This is a genomic window from Streptococcus sp. Marseille-Q5619, from assembly GCF_946901205.1.
Lineage (GTDB): Bacteria > Bacillota > Bacilli > Lactobacillales > Streptococcaceae > Streptococcus.
On the sequence record NZ_CAMPPO010000002.1, the window covers coordinates 1 to 23,776 of the forward strand.

The 23,776-nt window shown below is 39.8% G+C and carries 23 protein-coding genes and 1 pseudogene; 4 read left to right on the plus strand and 20 right to left on the minus strand.

What is annotated here, in order from left to right; genetic code table 11:
• The 10 genes from OC530_RS01095 to glmU form a co-directional block, all read right to left on the minus strand.
• Window positions 1-1,817: YSIRK-type signal peptide-containing protein (locus tag OC530_RS01095; RefSeq protein ID WP_262078786.1), on the minus strand; the 1,817-nt coding region annotated here is incomplete at its 3' end.
• 720 nt (window positions 1,818-2,537) lie between these two features.
• Entirely contained in the window at window positions 2,538-3,485 is a 948-nt protein-coding gene (locus OC530_RS01100; protein ID WP_262078788.1) for an Rpn family recombination-promoting nuclease/putative transposase, read from the minus strand.
• Between the two features lie 191 nt (window positions 3,486-3,676).
• Entirely contained in the window at window positions 3,677-4,600 is a 924-nt protein-coding gene (locus OC530_RS01105) for an Rpn family recombination-promoting nuclease/putative transposase (protein WP_262078790.1), read from the minus strand.
• Window positions 4,601-4,926: 326 nt separating this feature from the next.
• The gene (locus tag OC530_RS01110; RefSeq protein ID WP_316043862.1) at window positions 4,927-6,690 is read right to left on the minus strand and encodes a glycerophosphodiester phosphodiesterase; all 1,764 of its coding nucleotides are present in this window, start codon (window positions 6,688-6,690) and stop codon (window positions 4,927-4,929) included.
• Window positions 6,691-6,698: 8 nt separating this feature from the next.
• Entirely contained in the window at window positions 6,699-7,289 is a 591-nt protein-coding gene (locus OC530_RS01115; protein WP_112443632.1) for a 3'-5' exonuclease, read from the minus strand.
• Between the two features lie 97 nt (window positions 7,290-7,386).
• The gene (gene rocS / locus OC530_RS01120) at window positions 7,387-7,878 is read right to left on the minus strand and encodes a chromosome segregation protein RocS (protein WP_023932717.1); all 492 of its coding nucleotides are present in this window, start codon (window positions 7,876-7,878) and stop codon (window positions 7,387-7,389) included.
• Window positions 7,879-7,954: 76 nt separating this feature from the next.
• Window positions 7,955-8,647: a 5'-methylthioadenosine/adenosylhomocysteine nucleosidase gene (locus tag OC530_RS01125; protein ID WP_262078794.1), complete on the minus strand. Its 693-nt coding sequence runs from the start codon at window positions 8,645-8,647 to the stop codon at window positions 7,955-7,957.
• A gap of 16 nt (window positions 8,648-8,663) precedes the next feature.
• Window positions 8,664-8,978 carry a cell wall synthase accessory phosphoprotein MacP gene (gene macP / locus OC530_RS01130; protein ID WP_000517865.1) on the minus strand — a complete coding sequence of 105 codons (315 nt, stop codon included), beginning with the start codon at window positions 8,976-8,978 and terminating at the stop codon, window positions 8,664-8,666.
• A gap of 11 nt (window positions 8,979-8,989) precedes the next feature.
• The gene (locus tag OC530_RS01135) at window positions 8,990-9,535 is read right to left on the minus strand and encodes an NUDIX hydrolase (RefSeq protein WP_164227027.1); all 546 of its coding nucleotides are present in this window, start codon (window positions 9,533-9,535) and stop codon (window positions 8,990-8,992) included.
• Window positions 9,536-9,544: 9 nt separating this feature from the next.
• On the minus strand, window positions 9,545-10,924 hold the full coding sequence (gene glmU / locus OC530_RS01140; RefSeq protein ID WP_164227026.1) for a bifunctional UDP-N-acetylglucosamine diphosphorylase/glucosamine-1-phosphate N-acetyltransferase GlmU: 1,380 nt from the start codon (window positions 10,922-10,924) through the stop codon (window positions 9,545-9,547).
• Between the two features lie 143 nt (window positions 10,925-11,067).
• Here glmU and OC530_RS01145 point away from each other — a divergent pair, with 143 nt between their 5' ends.
• From OC530_RS01145 to OC530_RS01160, 4 genes are all read left to right on the plus strand, one after another.
• A complete protein-coding gene (locus tag OC530_RS01145) occupies window positions 11,068-11,868 on the plus strand; it encodes a glycoside hydrolase family 25 protein (protein ID WP_173233963.1) in 801 nt (266 codons plus the stop codon).
• Between the two features lie 94 nt (window positions 11,869-11,962).
• Window positions 11,963-12,805 (plus strand): DUF368 domain-containing protein, encoded by an 843-nt coding sequence (locus OC530_RS01150; protein ID WP_173233962.1) that lies wholly within the window; start codon window positions 11,963-11,965, stop codon window positions 12,803-12,805.
• Window positions 12,805-13,287: an aminoacyl-tRNA deacylase gene (locus tag OC530_RS01155; protein WP_061423884.1), complete on the plus strand. Its 483-nt coding sequence runs from the start codon at window positions 12,805-12,807 to the stop codon at window positions 13,285-13,287. Before OC530_RS01150 ends, OC530_RS01155 begins: the two co-directional genes overlap by 1 nt.
• A complete protein-coding gene (locus OC530_RS01160; RefSeq protein ID WP_173233961.1) occupies window positions 13,287-13,907 on the plus strand; it encodes a histidine phosphatase family protein in 621 nt (206 codons plus the stop codon). The genes OC530_RS01155 and OC530_RS01160 overlap by 1 nt, the downstream gene beginning before the upstream one ends.
• A 359-nt stretch (window positions 13,908-14,266) precedes the next feature.
• Here OC530_RS01160 and OC530_RS01165 read toward each other — a convergent pair.
• From OC530_RS01165 to rnr, 10 genes and pseudogenes are all read right to left on the minus strand, one after another.
• Window positions 14,267-14,362: pseudogene (locus tag OC530_RS01165) on the minus strand (IS630 family transposase); the annotation flags it as partial.
• A gap of 307 nt (window positions 14,363-14,669) precedes the next feature.
• Window positions 14,670-15,611, minus strand: coding sequence for a peptidylprolyl isomerase PrsA (prsA, locus tag OC530_RS01170; protein ID WP_262078804.1), 942 nt, complete (start codon window positions 15,609-15,611; stop codon window positions 14,670-14,672).
• A gap of 66 nt (window positions 15,612-15,677) precedes the next feature.
• Window positions 15,678-16,391, minus strand: coding sequence for an O-methyltransferase (locus tag OC530_RS01175; RefSeq protein WP_173233957.1), 714 nt, complete (start codon window positions 16,389-16,391; stop codon window positions 15,678-15,680).
• A gap of 1 nt (window position 16,392) precedes the next feature.
• A complete protein-coding gene (gene pepF, locus OC530_RS01180) occupies window positions 16,393-18,195 on the minus strand; it encodes an oligoendopeptidase F (RefSeq protein WP_173218301.1) in 1,803 nt (600 codons plus the stop codon).
• Between the two features lie 18 nt (window positions 18,196-18,213).
• Entirely contained in the window at window positions 18,214-19,167 is a 954-nt protein-coding gene (locus tag OC530_RS01185; RefSeq protein ID WP_173218299.1) for a competence protein CoiA family protein, read from the minus strand.
• 78 nt (window positions 19,168-19,245) lie between these two features.
• Complete coding sequence (locus OC530_RS01190; protein ID WP_050252888.1) at window positions 19,246-19,623, minus strand: type II toxin-antitoxin system HicB family antitoxin; 378 nt, start codon at window positions 19,621-19,623, stop codon at window positions 19,246-19,248.
• A 27-nt stretch (window positions 19,624-19,650) separates the two neighbouring features.
• Entirely contained in the window at window positions 19,651-19,842 is a 192-nt protein-coding gene (locus tag OC530_RS01195; RefSeq protein ID WP_078137158.1) for a type II toxin-antitoxin system HicA family toxin, read from the minus strand.
• Between the two features lie 223 nt (window positions 19,843-20,065).
• Window positions 20,066-20,926, minus strand: coding sequence for an SAM-dependent methyltransferase TehB (gene tehB / locus OC530_RS01200; RefSeq protein ID WP_173253994.1), 861 nt, complete (start codon window positions 20,924-20,926; stop codon window positions 20,066-20,068).
• Between the two features lie 14 nt (window positions 20,927-20,940).
• A complete protein-coding gene (smpB, locus tag OC530_RS01205) occupies window positions 20,941-21,408 on the minus strand; it encodes an SsrA-binding protein SmpB (protein ID WP_001051750.1) in 468 nt (155 codons plus the stop codon).
• Window positions 21,371-23,725: a ribonuclease R gene (gene rnr, locus OC530_RS01210; protein WP_262078816.1), complete on the minus strand. Its 2,355-nt coding sequence runs from the start codon at window positions 23,723-23,725 to the stop codon at window positions 21,371-21,373. Before rnr ends, smpB begins: the two co-directional genes overlap by 38 nt.
• Window positions 23,726-23,776: the final 51 nt, after the last annotated feature.

Here is a 23,776-nt window from a genome sequence, read left to right on the forward strand (position 1 = left end):
AAGTTTTGTAGTGGACTCTTATCTGTAGCTGTACCTGTTAGCTTACCTTGAGCTGTTTCGACTTTGCTTGTTTCCGCTGTGATTTCTGCTTGTGTCACATTTGCTTTAGCCAAGACGCCTTCTGCAGCTGTGATTGCTTGGTCATAAGCTCTCTTATTTTCATCCGTAGCGTTATAGTAAGCTGGAGTTTGGCGTTTGCCTGGTGCTGCATTCACTAAGTTTTGTAGTGCAGATTTGTCCACCTGCTCTGTCGCTTGAAGGCTATCATTGGAAAACAACGATTCTAATCCTTCATAATAAGTTTCATTTGTTCCTTTTTTTGTATATTTTACAACAAGTTTAAGGGCTCTTGTCCCTATAGTATTTGAAGTATATTCAGGAGGAACAAAATCAAATGTCCCATCAGCTTTTATTCGTGTAACAGCTATAGTAGTATAATCTGATGCCCCAGGAATATAACGACTGTCATCAACTCTCCCACCAGTCACTAAATAGGCCTTTAATTCTGCATCGCTTGGAATATTATTAGTTTCAACCGGATACGGTATTTTCCCACTGACCACTGGGCGATCATTACCTTCCTTATTTGCTTTTCCATTCAATGCTTCATTTTTAGTTGTAAAGCTAGCTTTAGGCAACGGTCTGGTAACTCCAACTGTAGTTCTTTGTGTATATCCTGACGAATCTTCAGCTTCGACAATGATATTATTTACTCCGAATCTGTTATCAGGTATATGTCCAGTTAAATCTACCCATTTTTTACTTCCACTTCCTTGTAATCCCGAAGTTGTCAAACCTAACTTATTTTTAACAGCATCTACTGTGAATCCACCTTGTCCACTATTTGCTTGCGGATCATATGCTTTTACTGTAATTCTTCTTATTTCTTTACCACTTGATGATTCCGCTAAAAAGCGAATATTATTTCCTACAGGGTGACCATCTGAAGGGATAATTTTTTCATTTGAAAGTTTAGGATCACTTTTTAACCCTTTTGCAACTCCTACTTTCAAACTAGAAGTTTCCCTAGAATGTCTTAGATTTCCATCTAAATTGGCCGCTTCTCCCTGCTGAAGTTGACTAGCCTTTCTATACTCTTCAAGTGCCGCATTAAAAATCTCCTGATCAACAAGTCCAGTTTCCGATGTTCCCAATGCTGCATTGAATTTTTCATATGCTTCATTGAGTTTTTGGACTTGTTCTTGATTTTCATCACTATTCTTGAGCTTTTGAAGAAGCTTGTGTATATCATCTGATAGAGAGTAACTTCCTTCACCATTTATATAACTTGTGCTACTTGCAGCACTTCCCTCATTCTGTTTCTCTACACTTCTATCTTGAGATTGAGGTGATTTGCTTCGGCGACCTATGGATACTGTTTCCTCTTCCGACTCCGATTGAGCTTCTTTTTTATCTTTTTCTTCCTCAAACACGGGAGATGATTCACCAGACACAGGTTTAACTACACCATCAACTTTTTCGTCACCTGTATTCTCTACTGTTGACTTAGCTTTTCCTTCACTATCTTTAGATGGAGTTCCTGGCTCTTTTTTCTCTGTCTCTTGAGTGTTTGGCTTAGCTCCTTCTTGTTCTACGTTAAGATTTTGATTGCTTGTATCTGATGGCGGTAAGACAGATGGATTCCCAGTGTTGCCATTTCCATCCTGACTGACCACTTCTGTATTTGCTTCCGCCGCCTGGACTTCTGTCGCTGGATTAGCCACAAAAAAGACAGACCCTAGCAAGACTGAGGCTGCTCCAATTGAAAACTTGCGTATAGAAAAGCGTTGGCGCTCATTCATTTTAAACTGTTTCATAGTTTTTCCTTTCTTTCTACCCTGTCTTTGCTCCTCTAGCCATGGTCATGCAGGCATCAACTCGCAATAAAAACAGGAAAACATGACCTTTTTTCATCTTAAACAAATGACAAAAAGCCCAGTGTTTACTAACACTTCATTATATCAACTTAGTTCCCTTCCTTCAACCTCACTTTGTTTTAGAAAATCGATAATTATATATATATATATATATGCATATTGCTTATTTTAAAGGATTTAGAGGCTCCTTATTTGGAAATTTAGTATATTTTTCATTATTTTCAGAAATTTTAAATTTATATGACATTCAAAAGAAACTGTTCGTCTTGCTATCTATCGCCAGTAAGAACTATCCTAGACTCAGCAAATAAAAAAACAGGCTCTCCGAAAAATCAGAAATCCTGAGATATTATTTGATATAACTCCTATCCCAAATCACTTGATGTAGGCTCTCCCAGCTTTGTCGAGTAGCAGAGGTAGACTAACCATGACAAAAATCAGCCATAGCCAGACTCATAAAAGCCCAGATAAATATAGGAAAAAAGCAAAGAGAAAGGCCGATAGCAAAACCATACCCAAAGTCTCTCCAAAATTCCTGCAAATAAATATAAGCCAAAGGAGAGATAAAGGATAAAGAGACTAAAGCAAAAACGCTTGCCTGTCTTTTAGTACAAAAAGTACACCTTGGCCAGATGATTTTCCTGACTGTTAGTGCTGATTTTACAACAATGTCTCAAACTCAGCCACAGTCATTCCCAATTGCTGACTGGCAACCTCAGGTGTCAGAAGACCTTGGCGAACCATATCTAGGAAGGCAAAAAGTTTCCCTTCTTCCCTTCCTTCGACTTTCCCACGCTCCAGTCCCTGTTCAAGACCCTCTGCACGACCACGTTCAAGTCCACGCTCTAAACCTTTTTCCTCAGCTTGTTCCAAAGCATAGTCCTGCGCTAACAAGGCTTGTTCTTCTCGCATACGTAGTTGACTAAACATTTTCCTGTCCTCCTCGGACCAGCTCTTGTAGTCTAGCAATTGATCTGCTTGGCTGATGGCTCGCTCGGGGTGTTGGGTAAAGGGCTTGTTCCCAAAAAACTCCAACCATGGCTTGCGAATACTATCTTTGCTGGTTTCTCTATATTTTTTTAATTCCAAGAACGCCATCTTAACCAGATGATTTTCTTGTCCATTGTTTGTAATTGTTAAAGCCTCTCCCGTCGTATCCTCTCGCATGCTAAAACTATGAAAAGCCAAGTCATCTGAGAAGTAGTTACTATCCACGATTGCGATAGCGTATACTGGTGCGATATGTTTGTAACTCTGGTGAGTATTTCCTTCTTGCTGGCGGATTTTTTCAAGATTTTGATTGACCTGACTACACAGATATGCCCACAGGCGATTGATGAAAAAATTCTGATGGTGGACTTGGATTTCAATAATAACCTGGGTTCCATTATCTAGTTCAGCCAAGACATCTATGCTAGTATAGAAATCTTGGGCTGAATAAGGCAGAGAAGGTAGTACATGAATATTGCTTCCCTCTAAAATAGTTACATTTTTTGCTGGCAAGTCCAGCATATCGCGGATAAATTGACAAGTGATTTCTGGATTGCTGAAAATTTTCTTAGCAACCAAATCGTTGGTCGGGCTAATGCCCGGATGTCTGAGAATCATATTTCCTCTCCTTTCATTATAGCACATTTTTTAATCTAATTTGCTAGATTTGATGCTTCTATCTATTTATTCGGAAAAGAAAGTGAAAAGTTCAAACTTTCCTAACAAAAAAGATAGCTAATCTCTTTTCCATCAAGAAATTTAGCTATTCTTTTTAATTGTTTTCATATCGTATAATATTTACAGATTTCTCACTCATGTCTTGCCAACAACGCTTCAAACTCAGAGACAGTCATACCTAACTGCTGGCTGGCAACCTCGGAAGTCAGGAGACCTTGGCGAACTAGATTTACTAAACCTACTTTTAATCCCTGTTCAAGCCCCTCCGCACGACCACGTTCAAGACCACGTTCTAAGCCCTTTTCCTCCGCTTGTTCCAAGGCATAGTCATGAGCCAATAAGGCTTGTTCTTCACGCATACGTAGTTGACTAAACATTTTCCTGTCCTCCTCGGACCAGCTCTTGTAGTCCAGCAGTTGGTCTGCTTGGCTGATGGCTCGCTCGGGTTCTTGGGTAAAGGGTTTGTTCCCGAAAAACTCCAACCACGGCTTGCGAACCTTATCTTTGCTGGTTTCTCTATATTTTTTTAGTTCCAAGAAAGCCATCTTGACTAAGTGGTTTTCTTGACCATTGTTTGTGATAGTTAAGACCTCACCTGTCGTGTCCTCTCGCATGCTGAAACTGTGGAAAGCCAAGTCATCCGAGAAGTAATTGCTATCCACGATTGCGATAGCGTATACTGGTGCGATGTGTTTGTAGCTCTGGTGAGTATCTCCTTCTCGTTGGCGAATTTTTTCAAGATTTTGATTGACCTGACTGCACAAGTAAGCCCACAGGCGATTGATGAAAAAATTCTGATGATGCACCTGAATCTCAATAATTACTTGCGTTCCATTGTCCAACTCCGCCAAGACGTCTATACTGGTATAGAAATCCTGTGCCGAGTACGGTGTAGTGGGCAAGACATGAATATTACTTCCCTCCAAAATCGTCACATTTTTAGCTGGTAAATCCAGCATATCGCGAATAAATTGACAAGTGATTTCTGGGTTGCTAAAAATCTTCTTAGCAACCAAGTCATTAGTTGGGCTAATGCCCGGATGTCTTAAAATCATCCTTTTCCTCCTTTTATTATACCACAGTTTTAAATCTAGATTGACTAGATTTACTGCTTCTATCTATTTATTCGGAAAAGAAATTAAAAGTCTCCTAATTTTTAATCAATTCTTTCTAATGGATATATAGAATAAAGGAAGCTTTCCAATTTCTAGTACTATTTTAGAAGTTATAGTGTAGCATTCCAACTTCAAAGCACCATAAAATCAATTGAAACAAGAACAATACAAACAATTCTCGTAAACGGATTGCAACCACAAAAAAGCAAGTATTCACAAGAATACTTACCTATCATGGAAGGAATAGTTGTTCCTCTTTTTTATTACTAAAATTCAAAGAATTCCAATGCTTTTTTCAAAAGCAAATCCGTATATTCTGGATCTTCTTGGGCTACTTCTATTTCCCACTGAACTTTTTCCAAATCATCTGTAATCACTCCATCTACTCCTAAGTGAAGCGATTTGTTGATAGCTTCTGAATCATTGACAGTCCATACATAAAGTTTCTGATCTGTTGTCCATAGTTTGCTTACAAAATATTCATCCAAGGTCGAGTACTCCATAGTATATCCTGTCGCCCTTGTTTTAGGAAAGACAGAATTGTAGGGCATGATGAAATAAACTGGCAGTTCGGCATCATACTGTCTTACTTTTTCGACAACATGGTAGTCTAAAGATTGGATTTGATGTCCATAAATCTTGAGCTTTGCAGCATAACGGGCTAAAAAGCGGTCCATCATGTCTGGACTATCTTTTTTACTGGTTTTGATTTCAATTAGTAATTTTTGACCAAGTTCGTTGGCTCGACTGAGATAATCTTCAAAGCTTGAAATTTTAGTCTGGTAGCCATTTTCAAAAATATCAATCCCTTTAAGCTCCTCCAAGTTTAAGTCTTGAGGACTTTTATTGATACCTGCTAGATTTTTCAAGTTAGCATCATGCATCATGACAAACTGCCCATCTTTTGTTTCCTGCACGTCCGTCTCTACCAAGTCTGGTTTGAGTTGTGCTGTAGTTTCCAAGGACTCTACTGTATTTTGAATCCCATTTGCATTGGAAACCCCTCGGTGAGAAATAAGCTGAGGTAGATGAACCATGGGAGCCTCCAGATAAATATAACCTTCTAGGGCAAAGAAAAGACTGGCACAAGTCATGACTCCCCATCGCATGATGTGATCTTTTTCTCTCCGAGGAAGCATATCCAGCTCCTTTCCTGTCAAAAATGAAACAAATTTAACCAAAAAGTAAGTCAGAGCCATATAATAAAGATTTTTAATCACGACAAAATTCAAAATACCAAGAATCAGAGACTCTCTCTGAGTGATGTCATCTACCAAAGTTTGAGCCAATAACAAAGGAATCAAAGGAAGATAAAATAATAAATTTGTCTTGAGCAAGATATAAAATAAATTCCAAGCATAAAAAGCAACTCTTTTCTTGGTTTTCTCCAAGCTAAACATCACTGCTTCTCGAACAGTCAGCTGATCATATACAATCTTCGGAAGGGCAAACATCAATCTGACAGAGACATAGAGAAAAATAAGAGATAGAAGTAGGATGCTCAGCCACCACATCCAATATTTATCTTCTAAATAATCTTGGATAAACTCTGGAATGACGATTTTATTGAGATAATAAATCTTCAGCATTTTCCGTATAAAAGGAAAAAGCATAGCTATATAGAAAAAGATAAACAAGGCTTTAGCGCAAGTTAGCTTTTTCATAAATCCAAAACTTTCATGGAAAACCTTGCGGATATACTCAATTAGCCTTCGCTTTTCATGATAGAGAAGATGACGAGCACCAATAAAGAGGAGTCCTATTTGAAAATAAGCAACCAGAAGGTTAATGACAATCAAGGCTAAAAAAGCTAGACTAATCAATGGAGAATGAGTGAGGATGGCTAAGACATTGTTATAGGAAATAAAAAGATAACCTGTCTGATCTAATAAGAAGCTAGCCAACCATGAATTGAATGGTACCCACAAATACTCCACTATCATAAAAATTAAGAAAAAGAGAAAGAGGATTTTATCAAGATTGAGGTAAATCTGTTTAAAACCCAATTTTTTAGGTTTTTCAGGTTTCATAGGCACTCCTAGTCAAATAATTGAGACAAGTCCAAGCCACCAAAAGGATTGTTTGATAAGCTGCTTTCCGTCTCTAACAATTCTCTAGCTTGATCTGATTCTAGGAAGGACTCATACACACGCGCCGTCATCCGAGCATCCTCTAAACTATTATGGGACTGACCTTGAAATCCAAGAAACGAGGCAACAGTTTGCAATTTGAGATTGGCAATACCATGTAAATCCGAACTACGGCGTTCAAAAGCTTCATCATACAAATCCACCTTATACTGCTGGCTATAATCTAAATCATGCTCTGCTAGAATAGGCAAATCACTTTTAGCAGCATTGTATCCAACCATCGGCAAAGAACCCACAAACTCTTGAAATTCTTTGATAACTTCCTCCACTGGGGGAGCATCTTTTAATGTCTCAGCTGTAATCCCCGTCAAACCATTGATAAAACTTTTTAGAGGGATACTGGTATGGACATAGGAATCATAGGCATCGATTTCCTGACCATCTCTAAAACGCACTGCCGATACTTGAATCAAGTGTGTTTGTCCTTCGTGCTGATTAAATTCTAAGTCAAAAGCAATGTAATCTTCTAATCGTTCCATTTTCTACCTCTCCTATACTGTCTCTATTCTAATCAACTATACTATTCACAAATAAAAGAAGCCATCAGGTTAGCATTTAACCTAAACAGCTCCTTGATTATCCTCCAAATAAACGAGCAAAAAAGCCTTTCTTAGTGGATTGGACTTCTTCTTTTGCTTGGTCCAGCTCTAGCTTAAGATTTTCTTGATCCTTCATTGCTTGAAGGGTCAATTGTTGCTGCTGATCCAGTTGTTTATCTTTCTCAGCAATCTGACGGTCTTTGATGCGCATCTGCTCATCTTTTTCTGCTAACTGACGATCCTTGGCTTTTAATTGTTCATAGAGACGAAGAATTTCTGCATTCTTCTCATCAACCAGAATCTCCATCAGTTCACGTTGCTTGACATCTTCACTGACAGGCTCATCTTCAAAAATCGTTTTTTTATAGATTTCTTCTAGCTTAATCAAGCCACTTCTGGTAACGACTGTTACCCCTTTGTCATTTTTATCTGTGTCTTCTTCTGGTAATTCTTTGACACGGTTATTGATTGCTTGGCGAGATAATCCTAAGACCTCTGCAATCTCACTGACGGTCATTTCAATACTCATAATATCCTCTGAAACGTTTTCTAGCTTTTCTTTACTTAAATCTTATCATAAGCTAGAAAAACTGTCAAATTTTCGCTTAATCTAAGGCCTTCAAAAAGGCTAGTAAGACTTGGGCAGAGCGACGTCCAGCTTCAATAATAAACTCATCAAAAGAGATGTTTGCTTCATGGTTGGCATTGTCACTCATAGCTCGGATAACTAAAACTGGAAGATTAAGAGCATGCGCTGCCTGAGCAATAGCTGCTCCTTCCATCTCAACTGCTAAAACTTCTGGAAAATGGGACTTAATCGCTTCTATCTTGTCATTTCCAGCAACAAAACTATCTCCTGTAGCAATCAAACCAAGATGCCAGTTCTGGTCCAATTGAGATAGACTCTCTTGGATTTTGGCAACAAAGGTTTTGTCTGATCCGAAATAAAGCGGTTGTTGCGCCATTTGCCCATAGGCATAACCAAAAGCTGTGACATCCACGTCATGATAGGCTAATTTGTCAGCAATCACAACATCCCCAACAGCAATACCCTCTGCTACTGCTCCAGCAGATCCCGTGTTAATTAGAGCATCCACTTGGAAATGATCAGCCAAAATCGCCACACTCATAGCAGACATGACCTTACCAATTCCACTTTCTACAAGAACGACTTCATGCGAGGCAATGCTTCCTGTATGATAGGTATTCCCCAAAACAACTTGCTCTTGGGCATTGTCTAAATGCTGGACCAGATAAGCCAGTTCTTCTGGCATTGCCGCAATAATTCCTATTTTCATTTCAATTCCTTTTCTATTACAACAGTTTCATTGCTAAGACAAGCAAAATCAAGAGAAAGATGACTGCAAATAAAATCTTATTCAACTTAGAATTGAAGACATTTCTCTTGGTATTTTCAATGCGACGGCTTTTATGAATAGACGGTTCAACCTGAATCTTCAAGGTTTCCTGGCTAAAACCATGATCCTTAGGATTGGCATAACCAAAACGGGAAGAAGAGGTTGGTAAAATCTTAGTCTCCTCATTATCATCTAGTAAAGGAGGACCTGAAATTTTTTCGCCTCTATTAGCTCTTTCAATCATTTCATCCGTTAATAAAGGTTTACCCATACTGACCTCCTCTATTTTTTGTGTAATTCCCAATACTGAACAGCCATAATTGTCTTGGCATCACAAATATGACCTGATTGGATCAATTCCTTAGTTTCTTCTAAGCTCACTTCGAGAACTTCCAAGGTCTCATCTTCATCCTGTGGACGCGGATTTTTCACCTTTGTCAAGTCGCTCGCTAGGTATAGTTTTAACTTTTCATTACAAAAGCCAATGGCTGAGTAAAAGTCGTACAAGAGTTCTAATTTTCCTGTATAAGCTGTTTCTTCCTCTAATTCACGCAGGGCTGCTGCTATAGGGTCTGTATTTTCTCCTACTTCTAATTTTCCGGCTGGAATTTCGTAAGAGACAGCCTCGATGGCCTTGCGGTACTGCTTGACCAAGATAAGTTTTTGCTCATCCGTTACTGCTAAAACACAGACAGCTCCATTGTGGAAAATCAAATCCCGTTGGGCAGTTCCCTTGCCTTCTGGTAATTCAACCTGATCTTGGACCAGTTTAAATATTGGTCCTTGATAGATTTCTTTTCGGCTAAGCGTTTTTTCTTCAAATTCCATGAAAGACTCCTACTGATTCTTAGGATGATGAGGAAGACGTGTTGCATATTCGTCTTTATTGACCTGACGACCGCGACCAATCGCAATCGCATCCGCTGGAACATCTTTAGTAATAGTTGAACCAGCTCCAACGAGGGAATTGTCACCAAGTTCTACTGGCGCAATAATGGTTGAATTTGAACCAACAAAGACATTGTTACCGATGACTGTCTTGTATTTGTTTTTGCCGTCATAGTTGACTGTAATGGTTCCTGCACCAAAATTAACATGGCTACCCACTTCACAGTTTCCGATATAAGTCAAATGACCAGCCTTGGTATTCTCACCGATAGAAGAACCTTTCACCTCGACAAAGTTTCCAATATGGACTTGTGCACCCAGACTTGAACCTGGACGAATGTGGGCATACGGACCGACTGTCACTCCGTCAGCAACACTACTTTCCTCAATCATAGAATTGGTAATGACAGCTCCTGCTCCAATAGTGCTATCCACTACATACGTTCCATTTGTCAAAAGAGTCTCAGCACCAATTTTAGTTTGCCCCTTCAAGGTAACATTGGCTTCGATTTGAACTTCAGGCGCAATTTCAACATCAATATCGATATAAGTTGCTTCTGGGTTGACAAAGCTAACCCCATTGACCATGTGTTGGTGATTGATGCGACGACGCATAACCGACTCAGCTGTCGCAAGTGCCACACGGTCATTTACCCCAAGACTTTCATCAAAATCTTTCAAAGTATAAGCACCGACTTTTTCACCAGATTCACGGAAAATACCAATGACGTCTGTAATATAGTATTCTCCTTGAGCGTTGTTGGTATTGATATTTTTCAAAGCCTCAAACAAACGCTCGTTGTCAAAGACGTATGTTCCAGTGTTGATTTCCTTGATTTGTTTTTCAAAATCTGTGGCATCCTTTTGCTCAACAATACGAAGAACCTCAGCATTGTCATTACGAACAATTCGTCCATAGCCAAAAGGATTATCTGTTTCAGCAGTCAAGATAGTAGCCACATTTTTATGATTGATGTGGAAATCAATCAAGTTTTTCAAGCTTTCACCTGTGATTAAAGGAGTATCTCCTGCGATGACCAAGGTGTGACCTGACAAACCTTCCAAGATAGGCTCTGTCATCATAACCGCATGCCCAGTACCCAACTGTTCAGATTGAGTCACAAATTCTGTCTGTCCAGCCAAGACCTCCTCAACCAATTCTGCCTTGTGTCCTACAACTGTTACTGTCTTTTCAGGTTGGATAGCTCCCACACTACGGAAAACATGTTCCAACATAGAAATACCCGCAACCTTGTGCAACACTTTTGGCAAATCAGATTTCATGCGAGTCCCTTTACCCGCTGCTAAAATAATGGCAAAATTTGACATAATCTTCTCTTTTCTGTAGAAATTCCCTTTTATTATACCATATTTCAAATCATTCCGCGCCCTTGAATAAAAAAATGCTCCAAAGTCCTTTCCTTAACCCATTTTTTTGATTTTTTTTGATTTTTAGGGTAAAATTATGAGATATGAGAAAACAAATTCATCCACTTATTTTATTTAGTTTTTTTGGGATTATGATGTTCATTTTAATCATCAATCGCCCACTTAATGACAACCAATCCTTTAAAACAAAATCCAACATAGCGCAGATTGAAGCACAGGCTTTGAAACACTTAGACAGACCGATTATTGACCTCTCTGGCTGGCAGCGTCCTGAGGAAATCAACTACGATGCCCTCTCACAAAATATTTCAGGCGCTATTGTTCGTGTTCACAGCGGTGCTCAAACGACAAAAGAAAATGATGCTTCCTTTATCAATGGAATAGACAAAGCCTATAAGAGTCATATCACTGAACTTCAAAAGCGGAATGTCCCCGTTGGGGTCTACGCTTATGTAGCTGGAAAAAGTGTCCAAGAAATGGAAAAAGCCGCTGAAGTTTTCTACAATGCTGCCTCTCCTTACAGCCCTAGTTACTATTGGCTAGACATAGAAGACAAAACCATGTCCAATATGAACGAGGGTGTTGAAGCCTTTCGAGCAAAATTAGCATCACTAGGTGCTAAAAACATCGGAATCTACGTTGGGGTCTATTTCATGGAAGAACATAGTATTGATACAGGCAAGTTTACCTCTGTTTGGATTCCGTCCTACGGCTCAGACTCAGGATTTTTTGAGAGCAGTCCTAAAACTGATTTAGATTATGACATCCACCAATACACATCTAAAGGGAAAATTGCCGGCTTTGACCACAATTTGGATATCAACGTCATCTCTCCCTTAAAAAACAAAGAAGAAACCTTTAGAAAACTCTTTTTAAAACCTTAAAAGCATTTGTTTAGCATTTGCTTTTTCTTTTTGTGTTTGATTGTGATACAATATAGTAAGGATTTTTTGAAATAGAAATAGTTGGAGGAACTATATGCTCTCATGGTTAGCGCGCATTATTAAAGGGATTGTGATTGCTCTTGGATTTATTCTACCGGGAATTTCCGGAGGAGTTCTAGCAGCAATCTTAGGCATTTACGAACGGATGATTGGCTTTCTGGCCCATCCCTTTAAAGACTTTAAAGAAAATGTTTTGTACTTTATTCCAGTTGCCATCGGTATGCTTCTGGGAATCGGATTATTTTCCTACCCGATTGAATACCTGCTTGAAAATTACCAGGTCTTTGTCTTATGGAGCTTTGCGGGTGCCATCATTGGTACGGTTCCTAGCCTACTAAAAGAATCAACTCGAGAATCTGACCGAGACAAGATTGATTTAGCTTGGTTCTGGACAACCTTTATCATTTCTGGACTAGGACTCTATGCCTTAAATTTTGTCGTTGGAACCTTAAGTGCTAGCTTTCTTAATTTCGTCCTAGCAGGTGCACTGCTGGCTCTTGGCGTCTTAGTTCCTGGCCTCAGTCCATCAAATCTACTTTTGATTTTGGGTCTCTATGCTCCTATGTTGACTGGTTTTAAAACCTTTGACCTCTTGGGAACCTTCTTCCCGATTGGAATTGGTGCAGGTGCAACTCTCATCGTTTTTTCAAAATTGATGGATTATGCCTTAAACAACTACCACTCACGCGTCTATCATTTCATCATCGGTATTGTCCTATCAAGTACCCTTTTGATCTTGATTCCAAATGCAGGAAACGCTGAAAGTATCCAATACACTGGCCTTTCTCTTGTTAGCTATGTCATCATCGCCTTCTTCTTTGCACTGGGAATCTGGCTTGGTATTTGGATGAGCCAATTGGAGGATAAGTATAAATAATGGCAAAAAAAGTTAAAATCAAAAAAACATTGGTGGAACAAATCCTATCTAAAGCAGGTATCCCACATCAGGGGATTCAAATCAATGCCCTGGAAGGAGAGCTGCCTCAAGGTTATGAACGAGATCAGATTTTCAAAACCTTGGCTCTTTTGGGAGATAAGACAGGACCGATTATCGGAATTGTGCCTATCACTCAACACTTATCGGAAAAGAAACTAGCTAAAATTTCTGGTAATAAAAAAGTGAGCATGATTCCACAAAAGGACTTAGAAAAAACAACTGGTTACATTCATGGAGCCAATAATCCTGTCGGAATTCGTCAGAAACACAATTATCCCATTTTTATCGATAAAATTGCTCTAGACTTGGATCAAATGATTGTCTCTGCTGGCGAAGTTGGTCACAGCATTATCGTCGCGCCACAAGACCTGGCTAGCTTTGTAAAGGCAGACTTTGTAGATATTTTGGAGGACAGCAAGTAATGAAACTCTACTTTGTCCGCCACGGTCGTACCGTCTGGAACCAAGAAGGGCGTTTTCAAGGTGCTAGTGGAGATTCTCCCCTTCTTCCTGAATCCATTGAAACCCTAAAACAACTTGGCCAATATCTCAAGGAAATTCCTTTTGATCAGATTTATGCAAGTGATTTACCTCGAGCGGTCAAATCTGCTGAGATTATCCAAAGTCAACTCAAGACACCCTGTCCTTTAGAAAGTGTTCCGAATCTCCGTGAATGGCAGCTAGGTAAATTAGAAGGTTTGAAAATTGCAACCTTGGAAGCTATTTACCCGCAACAAATCAAAGCTTTCCGATCTAATCTTGCTCAATTTGACACTCAAATGTTTGGAGCCGAATCCCTCTATAGCACCACGCAACGGACCATCCAATTTATCAAATCATTAAAAGATAGTCCAGCTGAGCATATTCTAATTGTCGGTCACGGTGCCAATCTTACTGCCAGTCTTCGTACTCTTCTAGGATATAAAGAACCACTTCTTCGTAAAGATGGCGGTCTAGCAAATGCCAGCCTGACAATTCTAGAAACCCATGATTTTGAAACATTCACTCTCGATACTTGGAATGATACTTCTTATCAATCATAATTATAGCCTAGCCTTCTGAACTAGAACCATAGGAGATATAGTCAGTTGAAACAAAAATAAGACAAAAGAGCCTCGTAAAAAGGTATTGCAACTTGCCAATACCTTTTTGATATGAACATGTGTCTTCTCAACAGGATTGTAGAGCAAAATGAAATAAGAACTGAATAATGTGATTTTGAGAATTTAAATCAATTTATAAGAATGTTTTAGAAGCAGTGATGTACTATTTCAGATTCACTTTTCTATACTAATACTCTTCGAAAATCAAATTCAAACCGCGTCAACGTCGCCTTGCCGTACTCAAGTACAACCTGCGGCTAGTTTCCTAGTTTGCTCTTTGATTTTCATTGAGTATAAGATGAGTAGGGAGGAAGAGGTAAAAGTTTATGCCCAAACTCTTCACATAAGAACTCTAGCTTACCCATTCTATGGAATCTTGCATTATCCATTAAAACTTCCAGACTCATACTCTTCTAAAATCTATTCAAACCACGTCAGCTTCACATTATATATGTTGGTGACCTCATAAGTCTTATCTGCAACCTCAAAGCTGTTCTTTGAGAAGCCTACAGCTAGCTTCCTAGTTTAATCTTTGCTTTTCACTGAGTAGCAAGTTAAAAAAATGAGGCTGGTCAAAAAGTCTTGAAAATCAAAAAACGCATAATATCAGGTATTGAAAACCTTGTACTATGCGTTTTATTGTGGGAAAATTTACTTTATTTTTTCCTGAAGTCGAGTTTTTGCCTGACTCATTGATTTGGACTATTCGTTTGATGTACTACTGCTTGAGCTTGAATCTCCACCACCGATATATTGGGTAAAGATATTTTGGAAGGCTTGGTCCTTAACCTTGATATTGGCTGCTTGCAATTCTTTTCCGATAATGCTTTGAACAAATGTTGAATCATTTTGTTTTTGAGTCAAGATAACAGTTTTTAATTTTTCTTTGTAGTCATCAATATTAGATGATTTTTCTGTTTTCTTAATGAGTTTTACAATGTAATATTGGCTACTGTAGGCTTGTGTGCCAGTTGCTGTAATCACATCAGAAACGCCGTTTACATCTAAAGCAAAAGCAGCTTTTTTAACTTGTTCCGGTACTTCTGTTGAAGCAGAATCAAAGGTGATTTCTCCACCATTCGCTTTAGTTTTCTCATCAGTTGAGTTATCTTTGGCTAATTGGGCAAAGTCAGCACCTTCTGCCTTGGCTTTTTCGAGAACTTCTTTGGCCTTATCCTCATTATCAAGACGAATGATTTGAGCCGTTACATCTGGAGTGTACTCGTCAAAAGCCTTCTTGTAAGCATCGTCTGTCAATTCAGCTTCTGCTGCTTTTTTAACTGCCAACTCAACTAATTTACTAGTACGAATTTGCGCTTTACGTGTTTCAAGAGTCATTCCTGCTTGTGATAAGACACGTTGGTAGTTTTCACCATATTGTTTCTCTTCTTCGGCAATAGTATCGTTGACTTCTTTGTCATCTACTTCTGAACCGTATTGTTTCTCAAATACTTTTTGGATAGTCAAGTTCAACAACACTTGTTGGGCTGAAGGATTGCTTTTCACTTGCTCATAAAATTGATGTTCTGTGATAACATCTCCTTTCATGCTGATAAGGTCTGCCCCTTCTGAACCTTTCGAACAAGCTGCTAAAGTTGCTACTGATAATAGTGTAATGGCACCTGCCAATAGTTTTTTCTTCATGTCTACTCCTTTGAGATAAGTGTTACCCTATCTATTTTACTATATTTTCTTAAATTTTTCTGAAAATCATTCGCTGTCAGGCAATTGAACATCTGCTACATTTTTACGAAGCATGAGAATGCCGTCTCCCAGAGGTACTAATGTTGCGGTAAGTCCTGGATTGTCTAAGGTTGCGTCAAATAGTCTTTGAAGTCCTCGATAGATGGTTCGCTGACCTCGACGGACTTCTATAATGTCCTTGGCAACATCACCGCCTTGAAAAATATCATCCAAGACAACCACACCACCGACTTCCAAATGTTTGAGGATTTCTGGCAGAAAGACGATGTATTTAGACTTGGCTGAATCCATAAAGACGAAATCATAGGACTCTGTCAAGGTAGATAAGACATCTACCGCATCTCCTTCTAGGAGTGTGATTTGCTTACGACTGTCAAATTGAGCAAAATTTTCCTTGGCAAAACCAATCATTTCTGGATTGCGGTCAATGGTTGTAATCTTAGAATTTGGCGCATATTCTGCCATCAAGAGGGCTGAAAAACCGATGGCCGTCCCAATTTCCAGAATGTTTTTAGGTTGCATGGTTTCCATGAGAAAACGGAAATAAGCTACCGTTTCATGGGGAATAATGGGAATATTTTCCTTGCGGGCAAAGTCTTCCAATTCTTTCAAAGCTCCTGTGACTTGCTTTTGGCGCTGACGCATCAAGTCCACAATTTCTTCCTTGACGACAGGGCGACGCATGTTATGGTTGGCATTCTTACTATACGATTCAACCATCTTATGCCAATCCCAATTTTTCAACAAGGGCTTCAAACTCATTCAAACGACGTTCGAAGACTGCAAAAGCATCGTTGAGATAGTCTTCCTTCTCCATATCAACACCAGCTTTTCTCATGACATTAAGTGGATAGTCAGACTTACCTGCCTTGAGATAGTCGATATAGCAGTCACGATCTTCTTGACTACCATGGACAATCTTTTCAGCTAGGGCTGAGGCGGCCGCAAAGCCTGTTGAATATTGGTATACATAGTAGTTATAGTAGAAGTGTGGAATGCGAGCCCACTCGTATTGGATTTCAGGATTGTCTTCCTTACTCAAACCATAATACTCTTGGTTCAAGTCTGCGTAGAGTTTATTTAAGAAATCGCTTGTCAAGACTTCACCATTTTGATCCGCTTGGTGGATTGCGTGTTCAAACTCGGCAAATTGAGTTTGACGAAAAACTGTTCCACGGAAACCATCTAGGAAGTTATTGAGAATAGCAAAGCGCGTTGCGTCGTCTTCCACTTCTTCCAATAATTTCTCCGTCAAGATATTTTCATTGGTAGTTGATGCAATCTCAGCCAAGAAGATAGAGTAATCTCCATAAACATAAGGCTGAGTCTCGCGAGTATAGCTAGAATGCATGCTGTGGCCTGTCTCATGAACAAGAGTAAAGAGATTGTCAAGATTGTCCTGCCAGTTAAGGAGCATAAAGGCATTGGTATCGTAAGAACCACCAGAGTAAGCCCCTGAACGCTTGCCTTGATTTTCATAAACGTCAATCCAACGCTCGCTGAAGGCACGTTTAACACGGCTCAAGTAATCCTCACCCAAGACTGACAAAGCATCTTCTGCCTTTTTCAAGGCTTCTTGGTAGGTAAAACTATATTCAACAGATGAAAGCGGTGTGTAGACATCGTACATCTTAAGGTCTGAAATCCCCAAGATTTTTGAACGAAGTTCAAGGTAACGATGCAAGAGGGGCAAATGCTTGCGAACTACTGCTACCAAATTGTCATAAACACTCTCTGGAACAAAATTGGCTGCTAGGGCTGCATGACGAGCGCTCTTGTAGTTGCGAACTTTAGCACGGTAGTTTTGCACCTTAACATTGGTTTGCAAGGTTTTGGCATAGGTATGTTGGAATTGTTCATAAGTCGCATAAAGAGCTTGATAGGCACCACGACGCACCTCACGATTTTTAGACTCCATCAAACGTGTGTAAGTCCCATGAGATAGCTGAACTTCCTTACCATCATCGTCGAGGACATAAGGGAACACAATATCCGCATTGTCCAAGATAGCGAAGGTTTCACTTGCCGAACCAAAGATTTCTCCAGCTCCAGCCAATAATTCTTCTTCACGTTGTGAAAGAACGTGATCCTTGCCTTGCAAAAGCTTATCAAAATAGTGTTGATAAAGCTGCAATTTTGGTTGAGCTTCTAAAAAGTCAGCATACTGCTCTTCACTGATTTCCATAAATTCAGGCTCATAGAATGAAAAGGCTTGGTCTAGCTGGCTGTATAGAGTCATAGCCTTAGCATAGTACTCTTGGTACTTGGCTTCACGTGTATCTTGGTCATTCTTCATATGAGCATAAACGTAAAGCTTCTCCATCTGGCGTTCCATTTCAAGAGAAAATTCAGTGATTTCGAGTAGGCTATCCGCACTATCCAAGAGATGGCCTTCATACTGGCTTACTTTCTCCAGTTGTTCTGTTAAATCTTTTAAGGCTTCTTCCCAAGCCTGGTCAGTTGGGTAAATCGTTGATAGATCCCATGTATCTTTTTCATTTATTTCATGTCTTTGTAATACCATTAGATTCCTCCATCCTTTCTATTTTACCATATTTTTCAAGAAATATTGCTGATAAAAGGCTGGTGGATAAAGCTTTTGCCAATCATTTTGAGGATTTTCTTGGTAATAGGTTTGAAAATACTGATAATAGCGAGTCAAATCTTGCTCAATTTGGCAAAAATTACCTACTAGTGGTCTTATTTGTGGATACCATTCTTTTAGACCATAAGTTAGGAGATTTTCTCCCTTTTTATAGGCTTCCGCTTGTTCTTTCATCCAAAAAGGATTTTGATAATAGAGTTGTTGCCGGATATAGCGACAGATGTCCTTGTCCTGAGAAGCTGTAAAATGAGATATTTTTTGTTTCTTATAGGGAAGACGTAATATCTCCAGTAAACTATCTTGTCCATAGGGAAATTCCTTGATTTGATAATAGAGTCTGCCTCGGAGATCCTGGTGGATGAGATATTTAAGCCTTAAAACCTGTTTTTCCTTGTCTACTTCCCAAACATAAAAGCCCATGTTTTGACTGAAATAGAGAAAACCTTGTTGCAGACGAGTCAAACGGTCTTTGAGCCACAGTTTTTGCCCCAGCAACCACAGTACTTGGTAACCCTCACTACAATAGCCCTCACTGCGCTCTTTAAGAACTTTTTGAGGCAAGGGACTACATTGAACCTCTAAAGCTAGATTGCCATTTACAAACACATCCGCAATCTGTTTAAGCTCTGGAAGTGGGTATTCTAATTGCACCTCTGCATCTTTTTTCAACCAGTGATAAAGTGATTCTTTATTGGACAGGTGTTCTGGGCTTTCATTTTCAGAGGAATAATCACAGTCTTTTAAGGATTTATGGGCAAAATGGGTTCGGACACTTGGTCCTTGCCGCAAACGGAGCTGACCTCCACAAGCTGGGCAAGTGTAGGCTTGCTTCTCAAGCTTATCCTCTAACACATTTACCAATTCTCCCCTAGTATCTCTCGCAACAAACATGATTTCCCTCCTTTTCTATATTATTCGAAAAAAAGAAAAAAGATCAGGAAATTTCCTAATCTTCATCACTCTATAATTTTAGAGTTGCAAGCGACTTTCAAGAGCTTGTGTCAAAACTTCAGAATAGTTCACTTTCTCACGATCTGCAAGTCTGACTAGCCACTCTGGAACCGTAACATTTTTTCGAATCGCTTTATTATTCTTTACGAAAGGCAAGGGATTGACCTGAATCAAAGTCACAAATCCATCAGGAGCTTTCAACTCAGCAATGTCACTAGGAGTAGGCAGAGCCAGTCCTTCATCAATATAAGAAGCTAAAACACTCTCAAGCATTTCCCGAGCATTTTTCATTGCAAGTTCAATCGTTGCTCCCTCTGTCCCACCTCCAAACTCCGGAAATTCAATCCAGTATCCAGTACCTTCTTTATGAAAAATAGCAGGATAAGATTTTAGCATAATACACCTCCACAATTTCCAAATCAACTACAATCCCAAATCTTTTAATATTTTTCTCTCTAACCCTTTTCCTAGATCATCATTACCGTGAACTGGAATAGTGACAAGATAGGGAACTCCTTCTTTCTTAAAATGATGATGACTTCCTCTCTTACGAACTTCAATCCATCCATTTGCAAGAGCTAATACTCTTCGAAAATCAAATTCAAACCACGTCAGCTTATCCTTGCCGTACTCAAGTACAGCCTGCGGCCAGCTTCCTAGTTTGCTCTTTGATTTTCATTGAGTATAATTTTACCATTTCCTTACCTGTGATTGTCATTTATGGTCACCTTTCTATCTAAAATTATACTTATAATGCGTATTTTTGTCAATTCTTCTATCTTATCTATTCGTAAAAAAAGAAAAAAAGATCAGAAAAATTCCTAATCTTCATGTATGTTTACTTGATTTTCTTAGCTAGCATGGTCGCAAAGCGTAGTTGAATACGATTGCCATTTTCGTCACGACGGTGCAAATGGCCTGGATTTTCATTGTACTTAACCAATTCCCAGTCCTTGTAATAGTCTGCCAATTCCCCTTCTTTAAATGTGAATGGGAAGTTCACTGAGCAAGGGTAATCTTCCGTATCCATAGCACAAACGATAAGATTATAGCCACCGACCGTGGTATGCTCCTGCATATTTTTGATAATTGCAGGAATGCGGTCTGCTTGCAAAAACATGAGAACAACAGTTGATACGATAAAATCATAGTCTTGGCTAATACTGGCTGAATTGATATCGTAAAGACCAACAGGCATATCCATGTCTTCCTGCTCCACAATGCTTTGCAAGATTTCAAGAGCCAGTTCATTTTGATCTACAGCCGTCACATCAAAACCTTGCTGGGCTAGAAAGAGTGCATTACGACCTTGACCACAGCCCAAATCCAAGGCTTTCCCTGATTTTACTGTCTGCATGGCCTCTAAGACCTCTGAATGAACAGGATTGGTATTGTATTTCTTAGGGAAATAATCCTCAGGTTTACAATAAAATTCCAAGTACCATTCTACATCGTCTGTGGCAGCTTCCACTCGGTGCCAGGCTTGTGGTTGTGCCATGGGATTGTCAGCCCCTGCTTCAAATAGGTGTTCAGCTAGAACTTCCCCTTCTTCGGTCAATTCAATAAACTTGAGGGTTCCCTTCAAGACAGTAATTTTCCCCCAAGTCCCAACCTTGGTATTGTGTTTCTGCTGAACAGCCTCTGGCATGGTTTCTTTAGTCCACAAAGACATACGTTTATAGGCAACTAGTTTTTCCATCTTCATTCCTCTTTTTATCGCTGATTAACAGCTTTCATAACACGCGCGATGTCGCGATTTTGTTCACGTCGTTTGATAGACTCCCGTTTATCATAGTCATGCTTCCCTTTAGCTAAACCTAAAAGGAGTTTAGCGTAACCATCTTTGATATAGACTTTAAGAGGAACCAGGGTCATTCCTGTTCCTTTAGTCTCTTGTTCTAATTTTTGGATTTGTTTCTTATGGAGCAGGAGTTTACGACGACGTTCTGGTTCTTGGTTCCAGATATTGCCCTCTTCGTAAGGAGCGATATGAACATTGCTCAACCAAACTTCTCCATTTTTCACTTGAGCGAAGCCATCCTTGAGATTGATTCGAGCTGCTCGTACACTCTTGATTTCAGTTCCAGTCAGGACCATCCCTGCCTCTAGCGTATCTACGATTGTATAGTCGTGGCGCGCCTTTTTATTTTGCGCGACGACCTTTCCCTCGCCCTTTGCCATGCTTAGCTCCTTTCTTAGCTACTTCCTTATAAAAAGGTTTCTTGCCTTTTTTCTTTTTGTCTTTTTGTGAATGCTTGCGCTTATCATTTGAGCGTCCTGATTTTCTCTTATCTTCCTTCTTATCTGAACGGCGACTTGAACCACGCCCTCTATCATTGCGACTAGACTGTTTCAATCCCTTCTCAATCACATCAAACTCACTAGGTACGAATGAAAAATCAATCTCTCCAGTCATTTTATCCGCTCTTTCAACTCGGATACGGATTTGCTGACCTACACGAAAAGTCGTTCCTGATTTCTCTCCACGAAGAGTCAAATCACGTTCATTGAAATGGTAGAACTCAGGCAAATTGGTAATATGAATCAAGCCTTCAACTGTGTTTGGCAATTCAACAAAGAGACCAAACTTGACAATACTTGATACAACTGCATCGTACTCTTCACCTACGTATTCTTCCATGTACTCAGCCTTTTTCATGGCTTCGACTTCACGCTCGGCCTCGATAGCACGACGCTCCCGGTTGGAAGACTGGGTCGCAATCTCTGGAATCACTTGCTCAAAATGCTCTGCTATTTCCTTAGAACGGCCGTAGTCCCGAATCATACGGTGAACAAGGAGGTCCGGATAACGACGAATCGGACTAGTAAAGTGAGTATAATAATCAGCCGCTAATCCATAGTGGCCGTGATTGTGCTCTGAATAGCGAGCCTGCTGCATAGAGCGAAGAAGCATCATGGACAATACATCTGCATAAGGTTCTCCCTCAACAGTACGCATGATGTCTTGGAGGGCCTCCTGGCTAATTTCACTGGCAGTTCCATAAATGCGCAAGCCAAAACTCGAAGCATAATCAATAAACTTCTGAACCTTTTCAGCCTTTGGCTCCTCGTGAATTCGATAGATAAAAGGCAAATCCAGCTTGCTAAAATGCTCGGCAACTGTTTCATTGGCCATCAACATAAAGGACTCGATCATCCGCTCGGCAATGCCACGCTGCCGAAGAACGATATCAACAGGCTTACCTTGTTTATCCACTAAAATCTTCGCTTCATTGGTATCAAAATTGAGAGCTCCACGTTTCACACGCATGTTTTCTAAAGTTTCATGAAGCTTGGCCATGAGTTCGATACTTGGTACAATTTTATGATATTCTTGTCTCTTTTCCTCATCACCTGCTAAGATGTCATTGACATCACTATAGGTCATCCGATAGCTTGTCTTGATAACTGTTTGTGTGATAGTGTAGTTGACCACAAGACCATGTTTATCAATCTCCATAATAGCAGATTGTGTCAGGCGGTCAACTTGAGGATTGAGAGAGCAGATGCCATTTGACAGTCGTTCTGGAAGCATTGGAACCACACGGTCTGTCACATAAACAGAAGTCGCGCGATTAAGGGCTTCCTTATCAAGGGCAGAACCCTCGGTCACATAGTAGGAAACATCCGCAATGTGAACTCCGAGTTCGATATTTCCATTTTTCAAAGTCTTGATATGCACCGCATCGTCCAAGTCCTTGGCATCAGCGCCATCAATGGTGAAGGTAATCTCATCTCTCAAGTCCAGACGGCCTTCCATATCCTTTTGAGACGGAGCATCAGGCACACTTTCTGCTTCCTTGACAACGGCTTCTGGAAACTCGGATACAATGTCCATAGACTCCAAAACCTCAAGAACATCAATCCCAACATCCGTTGAATGTCCCACCACATCGAGGACACTCGCCACAAAGAAATCGTGTTTCTTGCTTGGGTATTTGTCGATAAAGACCTTGAGAACTTCTGTTCCTTCTAGTTTAAGGGCTGGTTTCTTAACATAGATGGGTTGACTGATTTTCTGATTTTTCGAACGAATATAGCCTGCATACTTAGGCTTTTCCTGATCCAGAACGATTTGACCAACAACAGTTGTCAAACTGTGTTCTAAGATATCAATAATTTTGGCTTCTGCTGCTGTTCCCTTATTGCGGTCAGCGACTTTCTTAATGACGACCTCAACGGTATCACCATCAATAGCATAGTTGACATCATTTTTCCCTACAAAAAGGTCGTCCTCTTCGCCTTCCAAGCTGACAAAGCCAAATCCATTTTTATGAGCATGAAAAATCCCCTTGAGAGTAATCTCATGTTTTTTCTTGACTTCCAAGGTCAGACTGCCATCTTCTTCAAAGCGAATCTGGTGCTTTCTTTCCATTAAGGACAAGGTTTTAATCAACTCACGAAAATCCTTGGAACCATCTTTTTCCAAAGCCTGAGCCAAGTCATTGACAGTTACCTTTCCCTTATCTTGTAAATATTCTTTTATTCTATCTTTCATAGTTTCTTTCTAGATTTTTTATTTTCTTTTACTGTAAAACCTTCTAAAATA